This window comes from Bradyrhizobium sp. P5_C11_2 (genome assembly GCF_054049755.1).
Window position 1 is genome coordinate 16988 of sequence record NZ_JBFULT010000004.1, and the last position, 22910, is coordinate 39897.

The window sequence follows — 22910 nt, forward strand, 5'->3', positions numbered from 1 at the left end:
CGCGCTCTCTCCACGCCCCGACAATGGCCGTCTGATACCCATGCCAGCGGCGGCGTGCAACCAACCCGGAAAGATCAGCCATGACCGCCCATTACGACGCCCTCGAGACGCGCGCGCAAGCCGCGCGCGAGGCCGAGCTGTTCTCCCGCCTGCCCGACGTGCTGCGCAGCGCGATGACCGCGCCCGCCTATGCCGAGCGCCTCAAGGGCTGCGACCCCGCCACCGTGGCCTCCAGAACGGCGCTGGCGGGCCTGCCGGTGCTGCGCAAGTCGGAACTGCCGGCCCTGCACAAGGCCTCCACGCCCTTCGGCGGCTTCGTGGCRGCGGCGCCGGGGTCGTTCGCCCGGCTCTTCACCTCGCCCGGTCCGATCTTCGAGCCGGAGGGGCGGCAGACCGATCCCTGGCGCGGCGCACGGGCGCTGTTCGCGGCCGGGTTCCGGGAGGGCGACGTGGTGCTGAACACCTTCAGCTACCACCTCACCCCCGGCGGCTTCATCTTCGATTCCTCGGCACGCGCGCTCGGCTGCGCGGTGATCCCAGCCGGCCCCGGCAACACCGAACAGCAGTTCGAGCTGATCGAGGCCTACCGGCCGGTCGGCTACAGCGGCACACCGGACTTCCTGAAGATATTGCTCGATGCCGCAGCAGCCTCGGGGCGCGACGTCTCCTCGATCAAGCGCGCGCTGGTGTCGGGCGCCGCCTTCCCGCCCTCGCTCCAGGCCGAGATCAAGGCGCGCGGCATCGACGCCTATCAGGCCTTCGGCACCGCCGATCTCGGCCTCATCGCCTTCGAGACCGCGGCGCGCGACGGCATGGTCGTGAACGAGGATCTGATCATGGAGATCGTCAAGCCCGGCACCGGCGATCCGGTCACGCCGGGCGACGTCGGCGAGATCGTGGTGACCTCGCTGGACCCGCACCATCCCTGGATCCGGCTCGCGCTCGGCGACCTCACCGCGGCGCTGCCGGGCCCAAGCCCGTGCGGGCGCACCAACATGCGCATCAAGGGCTGGCTGGGCCGCGCCGACCAGACCACCAAGGTCAAGGGCATGTTCGTCCGTCCCGAGCAGGTCGCCGAGATCGGCAAGCGCCATCCGGCGCTCGGGCGCTTGCGCCTCGTCGTCACGCGCCAGGGCGAGACCGATGCGATGACGCTGAGAGTGGAAACCGGGGCGGCGAGCGAAGCGTTGCGCGAGGAGATCGCAGGCACCTTGCGCGCGGTGACGAAACTCGGCGGAAGCGTCGAACTGGTCAGCCCCGGCGCACTGCCGAACGACGGCAAGGTGATCGCGGACGAGAGATAGCGCCCGTGGCGAATGACGAAGGCCGGTCCGGCTGAGCTTGACAAGCCGCCCGAAGGCGCTCCCCTTCGCTCACCGCCCCGGCGAGGCGTATCGCGAAAGACGTGCCTTCAAATCCTTGCCGACGATGGTCTCGCCGCAAACGCTGAGATGATCGAAATCCCTGTACATCAGGCAATCGCCGTTCAGCAGATTCATCGCACCCGGCTTGATGACGTCGAAGAACGATACATAGTCGAAGTCCCTGCGCTGCAGGCCGACGGCGCCGCTCAAGTGCTTCTCAAGCGCCAGGAAGATGTCCACCGTCACGGGATTGATCGGAAACCCTTCTCGCGCAACCTTCTTCATGCCTTCAAAGTCGCCGAAATTGATCCTCGGTTCGACGAAAGGACCCAGCCAAATCGCCCTGGTGATCCCGGACATGGCTTGCAGATAAGCCATCGTCTGGGCGATCGCGTCATCGTCGAAGTGGAATTTGCCGCCAAATCTCAGCAAATCGCCAGGCTCCTCCCGACCATTTTCGTCGAGCACGAGATGGGATCCGGAGAAATGCAGGATGACCGTCCCGACGGCCTCTCGATGGGCGGCCAAGAATTCGTCGAAGCCGAGATAGGGACATTCGCGTCTCGTGTTACGCCAGGGGCGACAGCCAGGGTTGATCAGGCCAACGACGAATTTGCCATAGTTGTTCCTGAACAGAGCGTTGTAGATGTTCATCCCATGGGAATCGCCGAGCACGACGGTCCCGGGTCCGAACCTCTTCGAGCAATCGACGAGCCGGTCCCATGCGGCGGGCTCGAGCTGCGTCATCCAGAACACGCAATCGCCATCCGTGCCCATGTCGCGCGTCAGCTCGCCCCCCGTGTTGCGCACGAGCAATTGGTAGAGACGGCGGCTATCGTCGCCGCTGAAGTAAAGGCCCTGTTTCTCGAATCCATTCGTGGCGATCCCGGCGATGCCGGCGCCGGCCAGGCAGGATATTCCGAGTGAGCAAAGCCCGATCAGCGCCGGCCTTCTCAGCCATTTGCGATCTCTGGCCGGTTGTTCGACAAAGCGGTAGGTCAAGACGGCAAGCACGAGAGAAATCGCCGTCAGCGCAAACGCCACGCCGATACTGGGGCGGTCGAAGCCGTTCAATCTGGCGAAGACGAACACCGGCTGGTGCCATAGATAGGCACTGTAGCTGACGAGCCCGATTGCGACGGGAATCCGACTTCCGAGCAGCTTGCCGGTTACCGTCCGTGTGGTTGCGAATGCGACGACGAGGCAGGCTCCGAGCACGGGGGCGAGAGAGCGAAAACCGGGATATTTGAACCCGCCGTGCTCGAAGAGGCCGAAGGCAATAAGCCCGATTCCAACGAGCACCATGGTGTCGAGCACTGCGTTCGACAGCCGAGCCCGCAGCTTCGTCATGGGCCACAAAGCCAAAACAGCGCCCATGAGCAACTCCCAGAGGCGGCTTGGGATCAGATAGAAGGTGGCTTCCCTGGTCTGGGGTCCCCATTGGGCATAGCTGATGCTGGCAACCGCAATCGCGGCGAGCAGCACCCCGGCCCATCTTCGACCAAATTTCAGCGCGCCCATCAGGAGAACGGGGAAGACGAGATAGAACTGCTCTTCGACGCCGAGGCTCCACGTGTGCAACAGCGGCTTCAGCTCGGCTATCCGGTCAAAGTAGCCGCTCTGCGACCAGAAAAACACATTCGACACGAACAGGCAGACCGCGATCACGCTCTGCGAGAATTCGAGCACCTCGCGCGGAAGCATGAGCAGGACAACGAGGGGGATGCAGACCAGCACGACCACGATGAGCGCCGGCAATATTCTCCGCGCTCGTCTTTCGTAAAAGGCCGCAAACGTGAACCGGCCCTGCTCCATCTCGGGGCCGATGATGGAGGTGATCAGATAGCCGCTGATGACGAAGAATATGTCGACGCCGAGATAGCCGCCGGGAATCGCCTTGATGCCCGCATGGAAGAGGATCACCGAGAGAACGGCGATCGCTCTAAGACCATCTATTTCGGGGCGATATTCCACCTAGGCTCAGTTCGATTTCGACAGCCGATAATTGCCGAGATAGAGCACGTCCAGCCCCGAGCAGAAATAGGTGTGCAGCGCCTCCAGCGGCGCGTTCACGGTCGGCTGCTCGTTGATGTTGAGGCTGGTGTTGATCAGAACGGGCAGCGAGGTCGCTTTCGCGAACTCGCCGATCAGGCGGCTGTAGAGCGGATTGCTGTCCGCATGGACGCTCTGGATACGCGCGGTGTTGTCGACATGGACCACCGCAGGCATGGTCTCGGCAACCTTCCCGTTGACCGGAAACGTCACCACCATGAACGGCGCGTCGAACGTGTCCTCGAAATACTCGGCCTGGCGCTCGTACAGCACCGAGGGGCAGAACGGCCGGAACTCCTCGCGATATTTGATGGTGAGGTTGATGCGGTCCTTCATGCTTGCCTGGCGCGGATCGGCCAGGATCGAGCGGTTGCCGAGCGCGCGCGGACCATACTCCATCCGCCCCTGGAACCAGCCCACCGTCTTCTGCTCCGTCAGATCGGTGACGCAGCGCGACACGGGATCGTCGAGCCGTTCGAACCGCGCACCGATCTTGTCCAGCGTGTCCCTGATCGTGTCGTTGGAATATTCCGGGCCCCAATAGGCGTGGGTCAGCGGCGCGATCGCGTGGCCCGCCTCCGCGCATTTCATCATCGCGGCGCCCAGCGCCACGCCCGCGTCGTGCGGCACCGGCGGAACGTAGAGGCGCTTCACCTGCGGCTCGGCCGCGATCTCCATGTTCATCTTGCAATTCAGCCCGACGCCGCCGGCGATGCAGACATCGCCGCAGCCGGTCTCTTTGATCGCGGAACGGATCACCTCGGTGGTGACGATCTCGAGCTGCTTCTGGCCGCTCGCGGCGATATTGGTCAGCCGCTGGTCGAGCGGCTGGCCGCGCAGCCGCCGCGGGCCCAAAATCTCTTCCATCTTCTCGGTGAAGATGCGCTCCTGCCGCGTCGAGAAATCGCTGGTGAAGATCTCGGCGTCGCGCCGGCGCTTATCGAGCTCGGGATCGAGCTCGTAGTCGATGCCATTGGGACGCAGCAGCTTGGCGAACTTGTCGAGATAKTCCGGGCTGCCATAGGACGACAGGCCCATGACCTTGTACTCGTCATTGGTCATCTGGTAGCCGAGATACTGGGTCAGCATCCCGTAATAGAGACCGAGACTGTTGTGGCGGCCGAACCGCGTCAGCACGCGGAAGTCGTTGCCGCGCGCATGCGCGACGAGGCCGGAGCTGGAGTCGCCCGAAAAGTCGAAGCAGGCGACGGTCGCCTCGGAAAAACCGGACCCGTAGAACGAGCTCGCCGCGTGACAGAGGTGATGGTCGTAGAGCTCGATCTTCGGGCTGTGTCCGAACTGATACCTGAAGTATTCGGTGAGGCGCTGCGTGTAGTTTGTGTAGGTCTTCAGCGGCGAGCAGATCCAGTCGACGTCGCGCATGGTGATGCCGGCCTGCTTCAGGCAGAAGCCGATTGCGCCGCGCGGCAGCTCGCCGCGCGCATGTTTCGCCAGCGTGAAGCGCTCCTCCTCGGCCGCGGCGATCAATTCGCCGTCGCGCAGCAGCACCGCCGCACCGTCGTGGTGGCCGTGCTTGATCCCCGAGCTGATTCCGATCACATACATGTCGTGTAGACCCCTTGGGAGCCTTCTACAGAAACCGCGGCCAATGTAAATCGGCCGCGGCCACGGCGGAGGCGCTTGACGGCGGCCATTTTGGCGCGACGCCGCGGGCCCAGGAACCTTGCATCGCCCCTGCTGCTCCCGTATTACCAACCCTGCTACGATATGGCCTGGAATTGGCCCTTCCTGGACCCCAAAACGTGCTTGAACGAACCCTCGTCACCATCGCCGAGACCGAGACCATTGAGGAAGCCTTCCGGCGCCTGAATGCCAACATGCTCGGCATCCTGTTCGCGCAGGACGCGAGCGGACGAATCGTCGGTGCGGTGACCGACGGCGACATCCGCAGGCGCATGCTGACCGGCACCACGATCCAGGACCTGGTTGCGCCTTGCATCAATCGCAACTTCGTCTGGGCGAGGGCCGGCGGGCCGCGTGAGCAGATCCTCAAGCTGCTCGACCAGCGTGTGCACGTCGTGCCGATTCTCGATGGCGAGGGACGGCTGGTCGACGTGCTCAGCCGCGAGCTGTTCAACCTCTCGGAGGAGAGCGAGGTGTTCGCGCGCGCCCGCTCGCCGGTGCGGATCAGCTTCTCCGGCGGCGGCACCGATCTGACGCATTACTTCGTGGCGAATGACGGCGGCGCGGTCATCAACGCCACCATCAAGATGTACGCCCATGCGACGTTGCGGCGCCGGAGCGATGCCCGCATCAGGATCTATTCGCACGATTTCCGCCGCACGGTGGAGGCCGACGATCTCGCCGACCTCGGCACAGGCGGCGATCTCGCGCTGATCAAGTCGGTGGTGCGCCTGATCAAGCCGGCTTACGGATTCGAGCTCGAGGTCTCCGCCGACTTCCCGGTGGGTTCCGGCCTCGGCGGCTCGGCGGTGGTCTCCTCCGCCATCATCGGCTGCTTCAACGAATTCCGCAGCGATCAGTGGGACCGCCATGAGGTCGCCGAGATGGCGTTCCAGGCCGAGCGGCTGATGCTCAATATCCCCGGCGGCTGGCAGGATCAGTACGCCACCGTGTTCGGCGGCTTCAATCACATGGAGTTCTTCTCCGACCAGAACACCATCGTGCCGCTTCGTCTCGATCCCAACATCATCGCTGAGCTCGAAGAAAGCCTGGTGCTCTGCTACACCGGCTCAGGCCGCGATTCCGGGGCCATCCATCGTGACCAGAAGGCCCAGCACGAGACCAGCGACGCGGTCGCGGCAGCGGCCCGGCAGAAGGAAGTGACGCGCGATATAAGGCGGCATCTCCTGCGCGGCCAGCTCCTGGAATGCGGCCGGCTGATCGACGAAGCCTGGCACGCCAAGCGGAAGCTGAGTTCCAAGATCTCGTCGGACGAGCTCGATACGATCTACGATTTCGCCAAGCAGCACGGCGCGGTGGGCGGCAAGCTGCTGGGCGCCGGCGGCGGCGGTTATTTCATGTTCTTCGTGCGTCCGTTCGAGCGCTACCAGCTGATCGCGGCGCTGGAACAGCGCGGGCATGGCTGCTCGCGCATCATGTTCGAAGAGAATGGTCTGCGGACGTGGAAATCGCGCTTTCCCTCGCGATCCGCCTGACCCATGTGAGACGAGAATGTTGATGACTCCGCCCAAACAGATCGCCCGGGTCCGCATCGGCAACCGCCTTCTGGGCGATGGCGAGCCCTGCTACGTCATCGCCGAGATCGGCAACAACCATAATGGCGACTTCGATCGCGCCATCGCGCTGGTCGATGCCGCGGTCGCGGCCGGCGCCGACTGCGCGAAATTCCAGATGCGCAAGCTCGACGAGGTATATCGCGCATCCAGCCTCTCCGGCAAGGACGACGACCTCGCCGTCGAGTACACGCTCGATCTCCTGCGCCGCTTCGAGCTGCCCACCGATCAGCAAAAGAAGATCGCGGATTACTGCGCGGCGAAAGGCATCCAGTATCTCTGCACGCCCTGGGACGCGAACAGCGTCGCCGTGCTCGAAGGCTTTGGCGTGCAGGCCTACAAGGTCGCATCCGCCGACCTCACCAATCTGCCGCTGCTCGCCAAGCTCGCAGCCACCGGCAAGACGCTGATCGTGTCGACCGGCATGAGCACGACGGCCGAGATCAAGACCGCGGCAGAATTCCTCGACGAGCGCAATGCGGGCTACGTGCTCCTGCACTGCCAGAGCACCTATCCCGCCGCGCTCCACAACATCCATCTGCGTTTCATGGAAACGCTCCGCGAGATCCACCCCGTCGTCGGCTATTCCGGCCACGAACGCGGTATCGCCGTCTCGACGGCCGCGGTGGCCCTCGGCGCCATCGTTATCGAGCGCCACATCACCCTCGACCGCGAGATGGAAGGCCCGGACCATGCCGCGAGCCTCGAGCCCGAGGAATTCAAGGCGCTGGTCGCGGGCATCCGCGAGGTCGAGGCGGCGCGCGGCGAGAAACTCGCCGAGCGCGCGCTGAGCCAGGGCGAATTGATCAATCGCGAAAATCTCGCCAAGAGCCTGGTGGCCGCGCGCGAGCTTCCGGCCGGCACCGTGATCTCCGAAAGCGACATCGCCGTGAAGAGCCCGGGACAGGGTCTGTCGCCGCTGAAGATGCCGGCGCTGCTCGGCCGCAAGCTGTCGCGGACGATGGCAGCCGACGATTATTTCTTCCAGAGCGACATCGCCGACGGCGCGGCGAAGGCGCGGCGCTACCGCTTCGACCGGCCCTGGGGCGTACCGGTGCGCTACCACGACACCGAGCGCTTCCTGGAGATCTGCGAGCCCGACATCATCGAATTCCATCTCAGCTACAGCGACATGGAGCGCGATCCCGCAGCCTATCTCTCCGGCACCTATGATCTTGGCTTCGTGGTGCATGCGCCGGAGCTGTTTGCCGGCTCCAAGCTGATGGACCTCGCAACGCCCGACGAGGCGCTCAGGCGCTATTCGCTGGAGCAGACGCAAGCGGTGATCGACATCACCCGCGGCCTGAAGAAGTTCTTTCCCAAGACCAGGCGCCCGCCCATCGTCGCCAATATCGGCGGCTTCACCATGGACGAGCCGCTGCCGCCGGAGGAAAAGGCCGAGCGCTATCGCATCTTCGCGCAGAGCCTGAAGGAGCTCGACATGGCGGGTGTCGAGCTGACGCCGCAGACCATGGCGCCGTTCCCCTGGCATTTCGGCGGGCAGCGCCACCAGAACATCTTCATTTTCCCGGAGGAATCCGCCGCCTTCTGCGCCAAGCACGATCTGCGGATGTGCGTGGATATCTCCCACACCAAGCTCGCCGCCAACCATTTCGGCTTCGACTTTGCGCAAGGCCTGGCGCAGCTCGGTCCGCACACCGCGCATCTGCATTTCGGCGACGCCAAGGGGCTCGACGGCGAAGGCCTCCAGGTCGGCGACGGCGAGATCGATTTCGACGAGATCGGAAAGGTGCTGCGCAAGCATGCGCCGACCGCGTCGTTCATTCCCGAGATCTGGCAGGGCCACAAGAACATGGGCGAAGGCTTCTGGACCGCGCTTGAGCGTCTCGAGGGGCACATCTGATGGCGCGCAAGACGCTGGCCGTGATCGCCGCGCGCGGCGGCTCCAAGGGCATTCCGCACAAGAACCTGCTCGATCTCTGCGGCAAGCCGCTGATCGCCTGGACGGTCGAGCAGGCACGCGCGGCGCGCGGCGTCGACGTGGTGGCGGTCTCTTCCGACAGCGACGATATCCTCGCCGCGGCCGAAGCGGCCGGTGCCGTCGGCGTGCGCCGCCCCGATGACATCTCGGGCGACCTCGCCTCCTCCGAATCCGCCTGGCTGCATGCGCTCGATTCCGTCGACGCGCGCATGGGCCGATTCGACCGCGTCGTCGCGCTCCAGGCGACCTCGCCGATCCGCGAATCCGTCGACATCGAACGGGCGCTGGAGACGTTCGACCGCGAGCATCTCGACAGCCTGCTTTCGGTGTGCGAGGTCGAGGATTACTTCAACTGGCGGATCRGCGCGAGCGGCCCGGAGCCGATCAACTACGACTTTCGCAATCGCCGCATGCGGCAGCAGATCGAAAAGCGCTATCTCGAAAACGGCTCGTTCTACGTTCTCATCCCCTCACTCCTGCGCGAGCAGAGCAATCGTCTCGGCGGCAAGATCGGCTTTCACGTGATGGAGCGTCACAAGATGTTCCAGATCGACCGCCCGGAAGACGTCAAGCTCTGTGCCGCCATCATGCGCAGTTACGGTTATGCCTGACCTCAGCGCGTTCTCTCTCGCAGGAAAGATCGCGGTCGTGACCGGCGCCTCGCGCGGCATTGGCGCTGCGATTGCGACCGGCCTGCAAGACGCGGGGGCCACGGTGTTCGGCCTCAGCCGTTCCGGGACCGCGCCTCAGGGCGTGACCGCGATTGCCTGCGATCTCTCCGACGACGCGGCGATCGAGAGCGCATTCCGCACCGTGGCCGCACAAGGCGACCGCATCGACGCGCTGGTCAACGCCGCCGGCATCAGTCTTCCGGCCCAGAGCGCCGAAAGCGAGCTCGCGCGCTTTCGCGCCACGGTCGCGACCGACCTCACCGGCGTCTACGCCACCATCCTTGCCGCTCATCCGCTCTTGAAGAATGCGGGCTCCGCCGCGATCATCAACGTCACCAGCATCAATTCGGTGCGCGGCTTCCCCGGCAATCCCGGTTACGTGGCGGCCAAGGCCGGACTCGCCGGGCTGACGCGCGCGCTCGCGGCCGACTATGCGCCCGACGGCATCCGCGTCAACGCGCTCGCACCGGGATATGTGGCGACCGAGATGACGGCAGCGAGCTTCGCCGATCCTGTCATGCACGAGGCAAGGCGCCGCCACACCATGCTCGGCCGATGGGGACAGCCCGCCGACATGGTGGGCGCCGCGATCTTTCTGGCCTCGTCTGCCTCGATCTATGTGACCGGCCAGGAGATCTTTGTCGACGGCGGCTGGACCACAAAAGGCCTCGCAATCAGTTCGGACAGCAAATCGTGACTGCAACGCTGCAACGCATCGGCTTCATGCAGGGACGCCTGTCGGCTCTCGTCGACGGCAAGATCCAGGCGTTCCCGTGGAATGAATGGCGCGAGGAATTTCCCCGCGCGAAGGCGCTCGGCCTGACGCGGATGGAATGGACCATCGACCAGGAGCGGTTGCGCGAGAACCCGCTGACGACCGAGCAGGGACAGCAGGAGATACTCGCGCTGTCACGCGACAACGGCGTTCGAATCCCGAGCCTCACCGGCGACTGCTTCATGCAGGCGCCGTTCTGGAAGGTCGACGCCGTCGTGCGCGACGCGCTCGTCGCCGACCTCGATCTCCTAATCGCCGCCTGCAGCCGGATCGGCATTGAATTCGTCGTGATCCCGCTGGTCGACAACGGCAAGATCGAACGCAAGAGCGAGAGCGATACGTTGAAGCGCGTGCTGCTCGCACGCTGCGAGCAGCTTGCACGGCGGAACGTCAAGATCGTGTTCGAATCCGATCTGCCGCCGCAAGAGCTCGCCCGGTTCATGGAGGCCTTTCCGGCCGACGTCTTCGGCATCAATTACGACAGCGGCAACAGCGCCTCGCTCGGCTATGACAGCGGCGAGGAGATCGACGCTTACGCGTCGCGCATCCTCAATGTGCATGTGAAGGACCGCATTCGCGGCGGCACCACCGTGCCGCTCGGCACCGGCAACGCGGACCTCGCCAGCACCATCCGGCTGATCGAGCGGTCCGGCTACAAAGGACAATACATCCTGCAAACCGCGCGCGCCGCCGACGGCGATCATGCCGGTGCGCTGGCGCAATATCGCGACATGACGATCGGCTGGATCGAGGACGCCGCACGATGAAGCTCGAGCTGAACGATCGCGTCGCCCTCGTCACCGGCGCCAGCCGCGGGATCGGGCTTGCGATCGCGACGTCGCTCGCCGCGGAAGGTGCCAAGGTCGCGCTCGCTGCGCGTGGCGCCGATGCGCTGAATGCCGCGCGTGCGGCCATTGGCGGCAGCGCATCCGTCCATGTCGCCGACGCGACCGATCCCAATGCTGCGAAAGCGCTGGTCGAGAATGTCGAGAAGCAATGGGGCCAGCTCGATATCCTGGTCTGCAACGTCGGCAGCGGTGCATCCGTGCCGCCGGGGAAGGAAACCGCGGCCGAGTGGTTGCGGGTCATGGACCTCAATCTTTTTGCGACGACCAATATCATCGAGGCCGCGCGCCCATTGATGGCGCGCGGCAGCGGTGACCGCGCCATCGTCTGCATCTCCTCGATTGCAGGCATGGCGGCGCTTGGCGCGCCCGTCACTTACTACGCCGCGAAAGCCGCGCTGAATGCGACCGTGCGCGGTCTGGCGCGCCCGCTGGCGCTCGAAGGCATTCGCATCAACGCGGTTGCGCCGGGCAATATCCTGGCCGCAGACGGCACCTGGGCGCGCAAGCTCGCGGAGAACAGCGCTGCGGTCGAGGAAATGCTTGTGCGGGAGGTGGCGCTGCGCCGGCTGGGCAAGCCGGAAGAGGTCGCCGACCTCGTCGCCTTCCTCGCCTCGCCTCGCGCGGCGTTCATCACCGGCAGCGTCATGGTCGCGGACGGCGGCCAGCTCAGAAGCTGAACAGGAGCCTTCGATGGCAAACCCCTCCTCCCGCTATGACCTGACCGGCCGCACCGCTCTCGTGACCGGTGCCGGCGGTCTGCTCGGGCGGCAGCATGTCGCCGCGCTCTCCGAGGCGGGCGCGCGCGTCGTCGTCACCGACGTCGGGCTTGCGCAAGCCGAAGCGGCTGTCGCCGCACTCGGGCAAAACGCACCGTCCGCCGATCTGGTCGCGATCGCGATCGACGTTACCTCGCAGGATTCGGTGCGCGCCGCGAACGAGCAGCTTGCCGGCCGCGGCATCACCGTCGACATCCTCGTCAACAACGCCGCCATCGATCCGAAGGTGACGTCGAGCCCCGGCGTCATGCACTCCTCGCGCTTCGAAGCGTTTCCGGTGCCGCAATGGCAGACCGAGATCGCCGTGGGTCTGACCGGTGCGATGCTGTGCGCGCAGGAGTTCGGCGGCCAGATGGCCAAACGCGGTCGGGGCGTGATCCTCAATATCGCCTCCGATCTCGGCGTGATCGCGCCGGACCAGCGGCTCTACCGGCAGCCGCTGGTGACGCGCGAAGAGGAACAGCCGGTGAAGCCCGTGACCTACTCCGTGATCAAGCACGGCCTGATCGGACTGACGAAATACCTGGCGACCTACTGGGCCGATCACGGCGTGCGCGTCAACGCGATCTCGCCCGGCGGCGTCTTCAACAACCAGGATCCCGCCTTCGTGGAGCGACTGACGCGCCTGATCCCGATGGGCCGCATGGCCGATGTCGACGAATACCGCGCGGCCGTGCAGTTCCTCTGCTCGGATGCATCGAGCTACATGACCGGACAGAACCTGGTGATGGACGGCGGCAGAAGCGTCTGGTAGCCACGTCAGACCCGAGCAGAAATCGGGTCGCGGCGGACGATCGTCTTGGCGATGCCATCGCTGGTCCGCGATCAATTGGCATCATCATCGAGGCGGCTTGCCCTTGCCTCGTTGACGTTCTCACGTAAGATCATTCGACGCTTCAAATTTGCGAGCCAAGTGGATTATCGCCCCGAAATTGATGGCCTTAGAGCCATCGCCGTTCTCTCGGTTATCCTCTTCCACGCGGGATTGAATGCGATTCCCGGCGGCTATCTCGGCGTCGACATCTTCTTCGTCATCAGTGGCTATCTGATAACCTCCATCATCAGCACCGAGTTGGAATCGGGCAAATTCACATTCGCAGCCTTTTACGAGAGGCGGGCGCGAAGAATACTGCCAGTACTCATTGTCGTTGTACTGGTCTGCGTTCCCTTCGTTCTCATCTTCATGCTTCCACGCGAGGTGCTGGAATTCTCGAAGAGCGTCATCGCCGTGTGCGTGTTCGCGTCGAATGTGTTTTTCTGGGCGCAGAGTGGCTACTTTGACAGAGCGGCCGAACTGAAGCCGCTGTTGCATACGTGGAGCCTTGGTGTCGAAGAGCAGTTCTACCTGGTTTTCCCCGTCCTCCTGATGCTCGCCCTGCGATTTGGTCGCAAGCGAGCCGGCGTACTGTTTGCCGCGATTGCAGTCGCAAGCATCGCCTATGCCCAATGGGGCCCCCAGACCAAGGAGGCCACCTTCTATTTGATACCAAGCCGGCTCTGGGAGTTGCTCGCTGGCACCCTATTGGCGCTATGGCCGGCGACGAAGTTGAGGGCCGAACTGCCGGATTCGGCGCTCGACATTTTCGTTCTGATCGGAATCGGACTCATCGGCTATGGCCTGCTGGACCACGGCGAAATCCGATACCCTGGTTTCCGCGCTCTACCGCCCGTGCTTGGCGCTTGCCTTGTCATCGCATTCGCAAGCGCACGGACGCGGACCGGAAAGCTCCTCGGAAGTCGAATTCCCGTATCGATCGGCCTCATCAGCTACGGCGCCTATCTATGGCACCAGCCGGTATTCGTTTTCGCCAGATTGAACGGCTTCGACCGGCCGAACGTTGGCGTGGCATTCGCGCTGACGGCGATTTCTCTCGTGCTGGCCGCCTTGACCTATCGCTTTGTCGAGCAGCCGGCCAGAGACCGCAAGTGGTTGGGAAGGCCGGCCCTGATTGCGCTTTGCTCGCTCGCGATGGGTTGTCTGGCCAGTACCAGCATCGTTGCGATCGCCACCAACGGATTCGAAAAGCAAGGCCTTTACTTCAGCAGCGACGATACCCGCCGTCTCTATGAATTGCTCGAGCGCAACACGGGCGGCGACTTCATGCGCGACATGGGCTCGGACGGCGATTGCGTGTTCTGGACGAACCAGTTCGAGCCTGCCGTATGGGGCCGGCTCATCGATTGCTCGAAAAGGTTCGGACCCGCGACCGTTGTTCTCGGGGATTCCCACGCGATGAACATCTACAATGCACTGTTCAGGAACAACTACGGCAAATTCGTCGTTGGCTTGGTCGGCCCGGGATGTCGGCCCTGGGCCAGGATTCCGGAATGTCCCTATATTGGCTTCGACAATTTCAGGGACGCTCATCGAGAGGTCGTGGGGACGGTCATCTTGCATTTCTCCGGATCTCACCTCGTGGTCGACGAACATGACCGGCAGGAGCCTGCCGATGTGCTGAGATTTGGAGGCAAGTACCACTTCAACGAACGCCCGATCGCCATGACGATCGATTACCTGCAAGCCATGTCGAAAATGACCAGGACAATCTGGCTCGGTCCTTTTGTCGAATCGAGAATGGACTTCCGCGACCTCGAAAACATGAAACGGGTTGCGCGCGCAGGATTTCATCTCAATCCTCCGACGGTGRACATCTTTTCCGCGCTCGACAAGCACCTTCGCGGCAAAATTGGCCTGCAACCCAGGGACTTCCGGTTCATATCGTTCTCCGATGTCATCAACCAGGATGCAATCGGCCTGCTGAACGGCGATTGCCTGATGTACAGGGATTCCGATCATCTCAGCGTCTGCGGGGAAAGCATCATCGGAAAAGACCTGAAGGCGCTTCTTCCGAGATACACGTCCGTGGGCCGGTGATCGCGAGCGACCTCTAACGCATCAATTTTTGAACCGGACCGCCCGCTTTGGCGGGGCGCAATCCGGGCCCGGTCTCAGCCGCTGCCGGCTTGCGCATCGCGCTCGCCTTCCAGCAGCTTTCCAAGCGCTTCACTGGCCACGAAGGCGAGCCCACCCAGCGCAGGTATGATCAGTCGCGTCTCGGAAAAATCGGCGATGAAAAAGACGAGCCCCACATGGATCAAGCAGGCCGGAACGACCACGGCGATCGTCCRGCTCAGCGCAAACGTCCTCACGACAATGATTGCGAGCACGGGACTGGCGATGGCCACCACAAGCTTCATGGTTTGAAGATTGACGACGAGCTTGCTGAAATCGCCATTCGTGACCAGGAATGACCTGAAATCGGTTCCGGGATGCATCCAGATAAGCATCTTCGGCACTGCCACCGAAAGGCCGACCAGCGCGGCGAACACGGCCCATTCCTTCGGTGTCGGCCATCGCCGCTCGAAAGCTGCGAGGCCCAGAAGCGAGAACGCCGACGCGAACACGACGTCGGTACGCCCGAAACTGATGATCAGTCCGGAAATGATCGCGGCGGGATATCGCCGCGATGCCAGCAGAAAGAGCTGCCAGAACAACCCGCCCGCGATAAAGACGGGGGCCATGCGTCCCGGGTAGATTGCGATCTGCGTATAGAACGCAAAGGTCAGCAGGCAGAGCCACGTCGCAGTCGGCGACAGAAGCAGCGTCGCCAGCGCAAACACGGCAAGAAACGACAGAGAATCGAACAGGTAGTTCGCGACGATGTGGGTGTGGAACGTCGAACCCCCGTTGGTGCGGTCGTCGCCGAGGATCTGGACGTAGGCCTCGGTGATCTTTGCCAGCAACGGCCGCATGACGCCTTCCACAGCGTCCATATGGGCAAACTCGCGCTCGTGATCGAGGCTGAACTGCAGCTGCTCGCGCAGCAGGTTGGCCTCGTGCGCGGTGATCGACAGCGCGAGACAACAACTCACGAGCAGTCCCAGCGTGACCGGATTGAAGAAGCTCCTTCGGACCTTGAACAGGAGCACGAGCGGAACGAGCGCGACGACCACGTAGAAGGCAATTCCGACGTACCGCAGCACGCCCGGGAGATACCTGTCGGATAAATTCACCCACCACCAGGCGATGACCAGAACGTTCGAGATGGCCCAGAACCCCAGCACGAGGCCGAGGGATGGAGTCTTCATATGCTCGTCAAACTTCAGCAAGCGGCCAAGCCCGCCGGACCATGACAGCATTCCCCCGTGCTCCGACAATCGATGTCCTCAATTAATGCTGCAAAATGCCGGCGAGATTCATGTGCGCAGGGCGCGAATGCTCGATACCCAGCAGCGTCCGCCGGTTGTCGTTCGTGCGTTGCAGGTGCAGGCTCGCCAGCGTGACACCGGTGCAGGTGGTGACCGTGGTTCCGCGGCCGCCGAACGGCTTGAGGAAATCGAACACGCGGCTGCCGAACATGTCGACGACCGACATCTCGCGCGCCCCGAGCGGCGGAATCACGCCGAAGTCGCCCTCGATCTGCTCGCCGTCCTCGCGGATCAGCTTCGACGTCGGATGGGCGGCATGAGCGTATTCGGGATCGGAGGAGTGGTTGATCAGCATCAGGCTACTGACGATGTCCTGGTTCGCAATGATCTTCGGATTGATCCCGGTGAACCCGACATGTGCCTTGAGCCTGCCCTCGTTCAGCGGCCGGGCGAATGCGCCGGTGCGGTAGATCGCGACATTGTCCTGGTCGACATAGGTCATCGAATAGCTGGCGGGGGAAGAGCGAAAGCCGTCCATGCGTCCGCGCGACATCACGGCAACAACGAGATAGTCGTCCTGCGGCAGCCCGAGCGAGGCGAAAAGACGCGACAGCTCGATCTCGACGGAGGCGCCAGGCGCATAATTTTCCGGAAACTCGTAGGTCGCCCGGTAGTCGCCGTCGCGCGACAGGATATGCAGCCTGAACCTGAGCTTCTTGCTGAAGCCCGAGGCGACCAGGCTGGCGAGCTCGGGAACGAGATCCTTGACCGTTTCGCGAAAGTTCTTGCGCAGGCTGCCGGCGACGAGGCTGCGGAGATATCTGACGTCGAGCGGGCGGTACCATGCCGGAATCGAGAAGCCCATCCGGTTCTCAATTCCCGAAAACGTCGGGAACGTGAATCGGGGCTCGTAAGGCTTCCACGGAGTTGACGAGAAACGTGCCACGGACACCGCCCCTAGAAATGATGCAGGCTGAATTTGCCGTTCGCAAATTCATAGTAGCTGAACGGGCTCGCGATGTTGGTGCCCTTGAACTCGAGGGCGAAACCTTCGGCTTGGCCGATCAGCCGCTCGGCGTCGGGGAACAGGTCAAGCGTGCCAATGCGGACCGCCCCCATTGGCGAAATCTCCGGCAGCGCGCGTTCATCGAGGGCCCTGCCGTCCAACGCCATGAGTCGTGCCGTCCCAACCGACGCGCCTTCGGATGCCATGCAGGAGTTCACCAGCACCACGCCGGACTCTCTGAGCAAGCGTGTGAGATATGATTGCATCCAGGCGGAGGTCGGAAACGGGGCCGCGGCAACTGGCTCGCGCTCGTGCGACAGCGTGATCGCTCCATGCGGCGAATAGTATTGCGCGTAGTAGCCGGTCGTCACCTTGCGTCCCGGGCGAAGCTTGGTCTCCTGCTTCGGAATCAGCGCCATCGCCACCGTCCCCGAAATCCGTGGACACAGCTCCGAGGTCAGCAATTGCAGCTGTCCATTGCGGCCGAGCTCCCTGTGGAAATATCCTGCCGGCCTGCCCGCGCCGTCGAACAGCCAGACATGGGCATCCGCATCCGGATGGTCCTTGAGGAAAACGGAGAAATAGTTGAAGGCACAAACTTCCGTCGTGACGGTTTCGTCGTTGCGCAGGTAGAGCACGGCGGGGGGATAGCCCCTTGCGACAGCCTCGCCAATCTGCAATTCACCGGACATTCGACAAGACTCAGCGGGAGAGCAAGGGAAGATCGGCGCAGACCGAACCGGCGAATTTCCATAGATCATACGCGATGTTCTTGCCCGCATGCTAAAACGTCGCTGTAATACAAGGGCTTATTTACGCTCAGCCGATAGCGGAATCAACCTGGAATGGCACCGCGTCGAGCAATTCGAAATCGACGGCTAGCCCCGAACACGATCGTCATGCTCCCGTCTCTTGCGGCTGCGTGGCAGCATCGACACTCCGCTCGGGCTCTGCTCCTCGTACGGCCGCGGGGCTCCGTTCGCGATCATTGTCGCACTCGGCAATTGTCAGTTTCGCATAGGCCGGCCGGCCCCGCGCGCGGATGGCGCCAACTCGATCATCTTGTGGATTGTCGTTGCCGATCGCTCGCGATCCTGCCTGTCCCAGGAACCTTGCATTGCCCCTGCGGCTCCCGTATGACCGAATCCGGCCACGTGACTTGGTACTTGCCTGAACAGCCGGAAGATCGGCCTTTCCTGGACCTACACCGTGCTTCAACGACCGCTCGTCAGCATCAGTCCAATCACGACGTCCATTCCACCAAGGAACCGCTGACGTGCGCTGGCAAACAAAGGCGCGAGCGTTCTCGGTGCTGTCGCATATCCCCTTGGGCGAAGACATCCACTACGCCCTGCAGCGCTATGTCACACGACGGCTGCCGCGGCCCGAGAAGCAGGTCAGATCCATCTACACTCTTGCGCAGCGGCTGCTCGACGTCCACGAGAAGTACAGTCTCCGGCCGCTGCGGGATTCGACCTGCTTCGAGTTCGGCGCCGGGCGCGACCTGATCATTCCGCTGGCCTTCAGCGCGCACGGGGCCCGGCGGTTCATCACTGTCGACATCGAGCGCCTGGCCAAACTGGAGTTGATCCGCTCCAACGCCGCCATCATTTCTCGGGTCAGTGGCAACAGCCACCCCGATATGAATTCCCTGGAGGATCTCGAACGTTCGTGGCGGATCGAGTATCGCGCACCGGCCGATGCCCGGACGACGGGCCTGCCGGCCGGTTCGATCGACTGCGCGGTCTCCGTCGAAACGCTCGAGCACATTCCCAAGGGCGACATCGCGGCGATCTTGAAGGAACTGCGACGGATCATGCGTCCTGACGGACTGGTTCTCATGCAAATCGACTATGGCGACCACTTCAAGGGCTTCGATCCCTCCATCAGTTCGTTCAACTTCCTGACTTATTCCGAGGAGGATTGGGCGCCTTTCCAGTCGCGCTTCCAATACGTCAATCGTTTGCGTCACAGCGAGTATCTGCAGCTCTTTAGAGAGGCCGGGTTTGAGCTACTCAGCGATCAACCCGACCGCCGGACACCGGAGCAGCATATCCTGGAACGACTGGCACCATGCTTCAGAGGCTTCTCCGAAGAGGATCTGTTCACGCTCGGCTCCCTGATCGTTGGCCGCCCGGCCGACCTGTCAAAAGGAAATTGAAGATCGCCAGTTCCCGGCTGCTTGGCCGACGCCCCCGATAGAGATCGCGCAATGTGGACGACCACATTTGTCCTGACGTTCCTGTTCTTCCTGATCCAGCTCGGCACCGGGTTTTCGATTCTGGCCATTGCGCCGGCGAAGCTGGTCGACATGTGGCGGCTCACAAAGAGCCAGTTCATCGTTCTCGGATTTACCGTCGGCGCCTCCGCAACTGGCATTCTGCTCGGACTGCTATCGCTCTTCATAAGCGGCATATGGCTTCAATTCGCAATTATGGTAGCCGTATCCTGCTTCGGATTTGCCTGGTCGTGGCCCAACTGGCGCCCGGACGTCGGTGAGAGGCGTGCAGCAGCCGCCTGGTGCATCCTGTCGCTGCCGATTGCGCTCATGACCTGGTGGTGGACTTTCGGCGCATTTTCCAGCTTTCCCTACGGGGACATCGGCGCCGACGTTCACTGGATGAAGACGGCGCAAGAGTACGCCGATAGCGGCGTCATCAATCCCTATGCGGCTCAATCCTATGTCGATCTTCGTTCGGCGCTCGCAGGCGCTCTCGCCGGAACGCTCGGCCTGGACCTCCTGAGATTCAGCTGGACGTATCGCTTCTTCTCGGTCCTGTTCTTCCTGTTGGCTTTCTACGCCTTCGTGCAGGGCATTTTTGTCGATTCGCTTCGGAAGTGGATTGCCTTCTTCTTCGCCGCGACCGGCAATGCCGTCGTCTTGATGACGAACGGCAGCCTGGCCGTCGTCAGCAGTGTCGTCTTTCTCGGCGTGCTGATGGGCAATGCGGACCGGAAAGCGAACGGTCTGTCGATGGGATCGGCTGTGCTGCTGACCGCGGGCGCTGGCGCAACGCTCCTGCTCGTTTTCGCCGTCAACAACAATACGTTCACGCTTGCGTTGCTTATGGCCGGGCTATTGGTCCTCAGGATTCCGAGCATCCCCGATAGATATGCAGGGATCTCCTTTCTTGGTTGCATCTGGCCGGCGACGCTGCTGCTTGCACACCGCGGATCCTATCTGTTCGTTCCAACGGTAATGGCGGGCTGGCTTCTCTACCTCGCCATCATGCAGATGGTATCCGTGTGGCCGTCGCGCAGCATCGCGACCCTGCGACTTCTGTCCTTGGCATTGCCCTCGGTCATTGCCGGAATTGTCGTCTGCGTCGCAGGAATGCGCTTCGGCTACATCCCATCCATGAGCGCCAACGAGACGTTCTCCTCGATCACCGGACTGATCCTGGACAGAAAGATCGAGGGCGGCGAGGAGCTATTCCTGGGCGCCGGACCACAGGTCGCCGTGATCGAGCTTGGCCGGGCAATCGGCCCACTTTTCTCCATCTGCATCGCGCTGGGCGTTGCATGGTGGTGGATGACCCGACCGGTCTTTCGCGATCCATCGGGTGCAATCAAAACTCCGACCGAAAGCTTCCTGGTACTCGTGTGGTCCTGGATTGCCGGCTGCGGTCTGAGCCTGGCCGTACTGTCAGGCTTCCCGTTCCTCTACCGCGCCAGCGCAATCATCCTGGCGCTGTTCACGATCACGGCGACCGAGACATTCTGTCAGTTGCTCATCGATCCCTTTCCTTCCTCCCCGCGTCGGCGGGCCCTGGTCGCGACCGCGGTTGCCCTGCTTGCGGCCATTCTCGTGGTTACGATCTACGCGTTTGCCTGGCGGACCGACCTGCCCTTTGCTGGTTACCAGGCGTTCCTCCGGCCGACGGAATTCGCGGGCGTCGTGCTGTTGATGGCCCTCGCGTTGTTGACCTTGGCCGGATCGAGACCGATCTACATTTGCGCTCTCGTGGGCGTCATGGGGTTGGGCGTTGCCGTCGACAGGGCCGGCCTGTCCGGCATGACCAGGAGCTACAGCTACGGCGCGCTTCCGGACAGCGCGACGGTCGTTTCCCACTACAACGCCGACGATCTTGAAGTCGCCCGCTGGCTCCACGACAATCTGCGAAAAGGGATCATTCTCTCCGACCCGTATACGTTGGGCATGATCCAGGCGATCACCGGCGCTCCGGCCGCCTATCTGTTCTCCAATCTGGATACTGTGAACGGAGCGGTCGCGAAGCGGTCAAAATCGGTCCTGCACGCAATCCTCCAGCCGGCCGAGGCAGGCAGCAGGCTTGAAAGCGCTTGCGGCTTGATCATGCCCCTGGTGGGGGCGATCAATTCGGAGACCTACTTCCAGATGCGAAGGACCGATGCGTTGAGCGGATTCATGCGAGCCGTCCGCAGCCCAACGTCGCAGGAATCGGCCGGGGAGCCCTCCGACGCGACTGGGGCTGCAATCCCGGAAGTGACGAATGAGGAAGCCAGGTCCACGATCGAGAACATTCTGGAGACGGGTGAGAATGCCTGGAACCTGGTCGCGATCATCACGCCCCGGACGATCGAGTGGACACATCTGGCGGCCGACCAGCGTCTCAGCTATTTCCCTCCGATGGAGCCGATGGAGCCCGCCACCGTCGACGCGCTTCGCGCGAGCCCGTTTCCGGTGCTGTTTGCCAACAAGCAAACGGTGGTGGTTCGCATTCCCTGTACGCGCTGACAAGAAAAGGGGACGGAAATTGACGCTCGCATTGTTCCGGATCGGGGTTAGGATCCCCGGTCCAAGCTGTGAAACTGGCACCTCATGCTGAGACAGGCTGTCATCCTCGTCGGAGGCCTCGGCACGCGGCTCGGCGATCGCACCAAGCTGGTTCCGAAGCCGATGCTGGACATCGGCGGGCGGCCGTTTCTCGACACGCTGATTGATGAACTCATCCGCTATGACGTCTTCGACGAGATTCTGATGCTTGCCGGCCACAAGGCCGAACTGGTCGAGGCGCATTATGCCGGTGTGACCAGGGGCCGGGCGAAGATCGTGGTGTCCCGTGAGACGGAGCCGCTCGGCACCGGCGGTGCGCTGGTTCACGCAGCCCATCTCCTGCACGAGCGTTTCCTGCTGCTCAACGGCGATTCCCTGTTCGACTTCAACCTGCTCGACCTGATCGCGCGTGCAGGCGCCGGCGGCGTCCACATGGCGCTGCGCGCCGGGGTCGAAGGCGACCGCTACGGGCGTGTCGTCATGGATGGAGACGTGGTGCACGCATTCGTCGCCCCTGGTGCGGGCGCGACGGGACCGGTGAATGCCGGTGTGTACGTTGTCGACAAGTCCGTCATCGCCAGCATCAGCCGGCTTCCTGCTTCGCTGGAGCAGGACGTATTCCCCGGCCTCGCCAGCAGTGGCGCGCTGCGCGGCACAGCCTATCGCGGCTATTTCATCGACATCGGCATCCCCGATGACTTCGCGCGCGCCGATCGCGAATTGCGGGAGAAGCTGCGGCGTCCCGCCGTGTTTTTCGACCGCGACGGCGTGCTCAATCATGATTCAGGATACACTTTCGAGACGCACAAGCTCGAATGGATCGAGGGCGCGCGCGAGGCCGTGAAGGCGATCAACGACGCCGGCTATTTCGCTTTCGTCATCACCAACCAGTCCGGCGTCGCGCGCGGTTATTACGAGGAGCATCACGTCGTCGCCTTGCACCGCTGGATGGCGGACCAGATGGCACGGACCGGCGCGCATATCGACGCCTTCGAATATTGCCCCGACCACCCCGACGGCACGGTCGCGCGCTATTGCCGCACGAGCGACCGGCGCAAGCCGGCGCCGGGTATGATCACCGACCTTGCGCAGCGTTTTCCGGTCGACATGACGCGCAGCATGGTGATCGGAGACAAGCCGAGCGACATGGAGGCAGCGCAGGCCGCAGGCGTTGCGGGCCACTTGTTCGAAGGCGGGAATCTGGAGGCATTCGTGAAACAACGGCTGGGCCCGGCCGGAAAAGTCTAGGCCCACGTCACGAAAACTGCTGAATCGCCCGGCATTTGGCCAATGTCCGAGGCCGCTCTGTTGCACGCAACCGCCAGTGTGCTATAGCGCCATCCTGTTGCGAAT

General features: G+C 63.0%; 17 protein-coding genes. 12 read left to right on the plus strand and 5 right to left on the minus strand.

Annotation, left to right across the window (positions count from 1 at the left end; all coding sequences use genetic code 11):
• Positions 1–80: 80 nt before the first annotated feature.
• Positions 81–1304, plus strand: coding sequence for a phenylacetate--CoA ligase family protein (locus ACXJL8_RS00900; RefSeq protein WP_456620943.1), 1224 nt, complete (start codon positions 81–83; stop codon positions 1302–1304).
• A gap of 69 nt (positions 1305–1373) precedes the next feature.
• On the opposite strand, the gene ACXJL8_RS00905 is transcribed toward ACXJL8_RS00900, so the two are convergent.
• The gene (locus ACXJL8_RS00905; RefSeq protein WP_456620942.1) at positions 1374–3338 is read right to left on the minus strand and encodes an acyltransferase family protein; all 1965 of its coding nucleotides are present in this window, start codon (positions 3336–3338) and stop codon (positions 1374–1376) included.
• Positions 3339–3344: 6 nt separating this feature from the next.
• Positions 3345–4982, minus strand: coding sequence for a carbamoyltransferase family protein (locus ACXJL8_RS00910; protein WP_456684481.1), 1638 nt, complete (start codon positions 4980–4982; stop codon positions 3345–3347).
• 197 nt (positions 4983–5179) lie between these two features.
• Here ACXJL8_RS00910 and ACXJL8_RS00915 point away from each other — a divergent pair, with 197 nt between their 5' ends.
• Genes ACXJL8_RS00915 through ACXJL8_RS00950 form a run of 8 tightly spaced genes read left to right on the plus strand, consistent with a single transcriptional unit; the run spans position 5180 to position 14521 of the window.
• Positions 5180–6556, plus strand: a complete 1377-nt coding sequence (locus ACXJL8_RS00915) for a GHMP family kinase ATP-binding protein (RefSeq protein ID WP_456620940.1) — start codon at positions 5180–5182, stop codon at positions 6554–6556.
• 22 nt (positions 6557–6578) lie between these two features.
• Positions 6579–8498 (plus strand): N-acetylneuraminate synthase family protein, encoded by a 1920-nt coding sequence (locus ACXJL8_RS00920; protein WP_456620939.1) that lies wholly within the window; start codon positions 6579–6581, stop codon positions 8496–8498.
• Positions 8498–9187, plus strand: coding sequence for an acylneuraminate cytidylyltransferase family protein (locus ACXJL8_RS00925; protein WP_456684482.1), 690 nt, complete (start codon positions 8498–8500; stop codon positions 9185–9187). Before ACXJL8_RS00920 ends, ACXJL8_RS00925 begins: the two co-directional genes overlap by 1 nt.
• Positions 9180–9944 (plus strand): SDR family oxidoreductase, encoded by a 765-nt coding sequence (locus tag ACXJL8_RS00930; RefSeq protein WP_456620937.1) that lies wholly within the window; start codon positions 9180–9182, stop codon positions 9942–9944. The genes ACXJL8_RS00925 and ACXJL8_RS00930 overlap by 8 nt, the downstream gene beginning before the upstream one ends.
• Positions 9941–10789 carry a sugar phosphate isomerase/epimerase family protein gene (locus ACXJL8_RS00935; protein ID WP_456684483.1) on the plus strand — a complete coding sequence of 283 codons (849 nt, stop codon included), beginning with the start codon at positions 9941–9943 and terminating at the stop codon, positions 10787–10789. The genes ACXJL8_RS00930 and ACXJL8_RS00935 overlap by 4 nt, the downstream gene beginning before the upstream one ends.
• Entirely contained in the window at positions 10786–11547 is a 762-nt protein-coding gene (locus ACXJL8_RS00940) for an SDR family NAD(P)-dependent oxidoreductase (RefSeq protein WP_456620935.1), read from the plus strand. The genes ACXJL8_RS00935 and ACXJL8_RS00940 overlap by 4 nt, the downstream gene beginning before the upstream one ends.
• Before the next feature lie 13 nt (positions 11548–11560).
• Positions 11561–12400, plus strand: coding sequence for an SDR family oxidoreductase (locus tag ACXJL8_RS00945; RefSeq protein WP_456620934.1), 840 nt, complete (start codon positions 11561–11563; stop codon positions 12398–12400).
• Positions 12401–12451: 51 nt separating this feature from the next.
• Positions 12452–14521: an acyltransferase family protein gene (locus tag ACXJL8_RS00950; protein WP_456684489.1), complete on the plus strand. Its 2070-nt coding sequence runs from the start codon at positions 12452–12454 to the stop codon at positions 14519–14521.
• A 74-nt stretch (positions 14522–14595) separates the two neighbouring features.
• Here the strand turns inward: ACXJL8_RS00950 and ACXJL8_RS00955 are convergent, their stop codons facing one another.
• The 3 genes from ACXJL8_RS00955 to ACXJL8_RS00965 form a co-directional block, all read right to left on the minus strand.
• Positions 14596–15735 carry a hypothetical protein gene (locus ACXJL8_RS00955; protein WP_456684484.1) on the minus strand — a complete coding sequence of 380 codons (1140 nt, stop codon included), beginning with the start codon at positions 15733–15735 and terminating at the stop codon, positions 14596–14598.
• Between the two features lie 82 nt (positions 15736–15817).
• Entirely contained in the window at positions 15818–16660 is an 843-nt protein-coding gene (locus ACXJL8_RS00960; protein ID WP_456620932.1) for a hypothetical protein, read from the minus strand.
• A gap of 92 nt (positions 16661–16752) precedes the next feature.
• Entirely contained in the window at positions 16753–17493 is a 741-nt protein-coding gene (locus ACXJL8_RS00965; RefSeq protein ID WP_456620931.1) for a hypothetical protein, read from the minus strand.
• Positions 17494–18077: 584 nt separating this feature from the next.
• On the opposite strand from ACXJL8_RS00965, the gene ACXJL8_RS00970 reads away from it, so the two are divergent.
• The 3 genes from ACXJL8_RS00970 (at position 18078) to ACXJL8_RS00980 (ending at position 22805) form a co-directional block, all read left to right on the plus strand.
• Complete coding sequence (locus ACXJL8_RS00970; protein WP_456620930.1) at positions 18078–18962, plus strand: class I SAM-dependent methyltransferase; 885 nt, start codon at positions 18078–18080, stop codon at positions 18960–18962.
• 51 nt (positions 18963–19013) lie between these two features.
• Positions 19014–21518, plus strand: coding sequence for a hypothetical protein (locus ACXJL8_RS00975; RefSeq protein ID WP_456684485.1), 2505 nt, complete (start codon positions 19014–19016; stop codon positions 21516–21518).
• 84 nt (positions 21519–21602) lie between these two features.
• Entirely contained in the window at positions 21603–22805 is a 1203-nt protein-coding gene (locus ACXJL8_RS00980; protein WP_456620928.1) for an HAD-IIIA family hydrolase, read from the plus strand.
• Positions 22806–22910: the final 105 nt, after the last annotated feature.

Coding starts and splice junctions, on each gene's coding strand:
- ACXJL8_RS00975 (WP_456684485.1), top strand. CDS start 19,014: ATGTGGACGACCACATTTGTCCTGACGTTCCTGTTCTTCCTGATCCAG.
- ACXJL8_RS00960 (WP_456620932.1), bottom strand. CDS start 16,660: ATGGGCTTCTCGATTCCGGCATGGTACCGCCCGCTCGACGTCAGATAT.
- ACXJL8_RS00945 (WP_456620934.1), top strand. CDS start 11,561: ATGGCAAACCCCTCCTCCCGCTATGACCTGACCGGCCGCACCGCTCTC.
- ACXJL8_RS00965 (WP_456620931.1), bottom strand. CDS start 17,493: ATGTCCGGTGAATTGCAGATTGGCGAGGCTGTCGCAAGGGGCTATCCC.
- ACXJL8_RS00930 (WP_456620937.1), top strand. CDS start 9,180: ATGCCTGACCTCAGCGCGTTCTCTCTCGCAGGAAAGATCGCGGTCGTG.
- ACXJL8_RS00920 (WP_456620939.1), top strand. CDS start 6,579: ATGACTCCGCCCAAACAGATCGCCCGGGTCCGCATCGGCAACCGCCTT.
- ACXJL8_RS00940 (WP_456620935.1), top strand. CDS start 10,786: ATGAAGCTCGAGCTGAACGATCGCGTCGCCCTCGTCACCGGCGCCAGC.
- ACXJL8_RS00980 (WP_456620928.1), top strand. CDS start 21,603: ATGCTGAGACAGGCTGTCATCCTCGTCGGAGGCCTCGGCACGCGGCTC.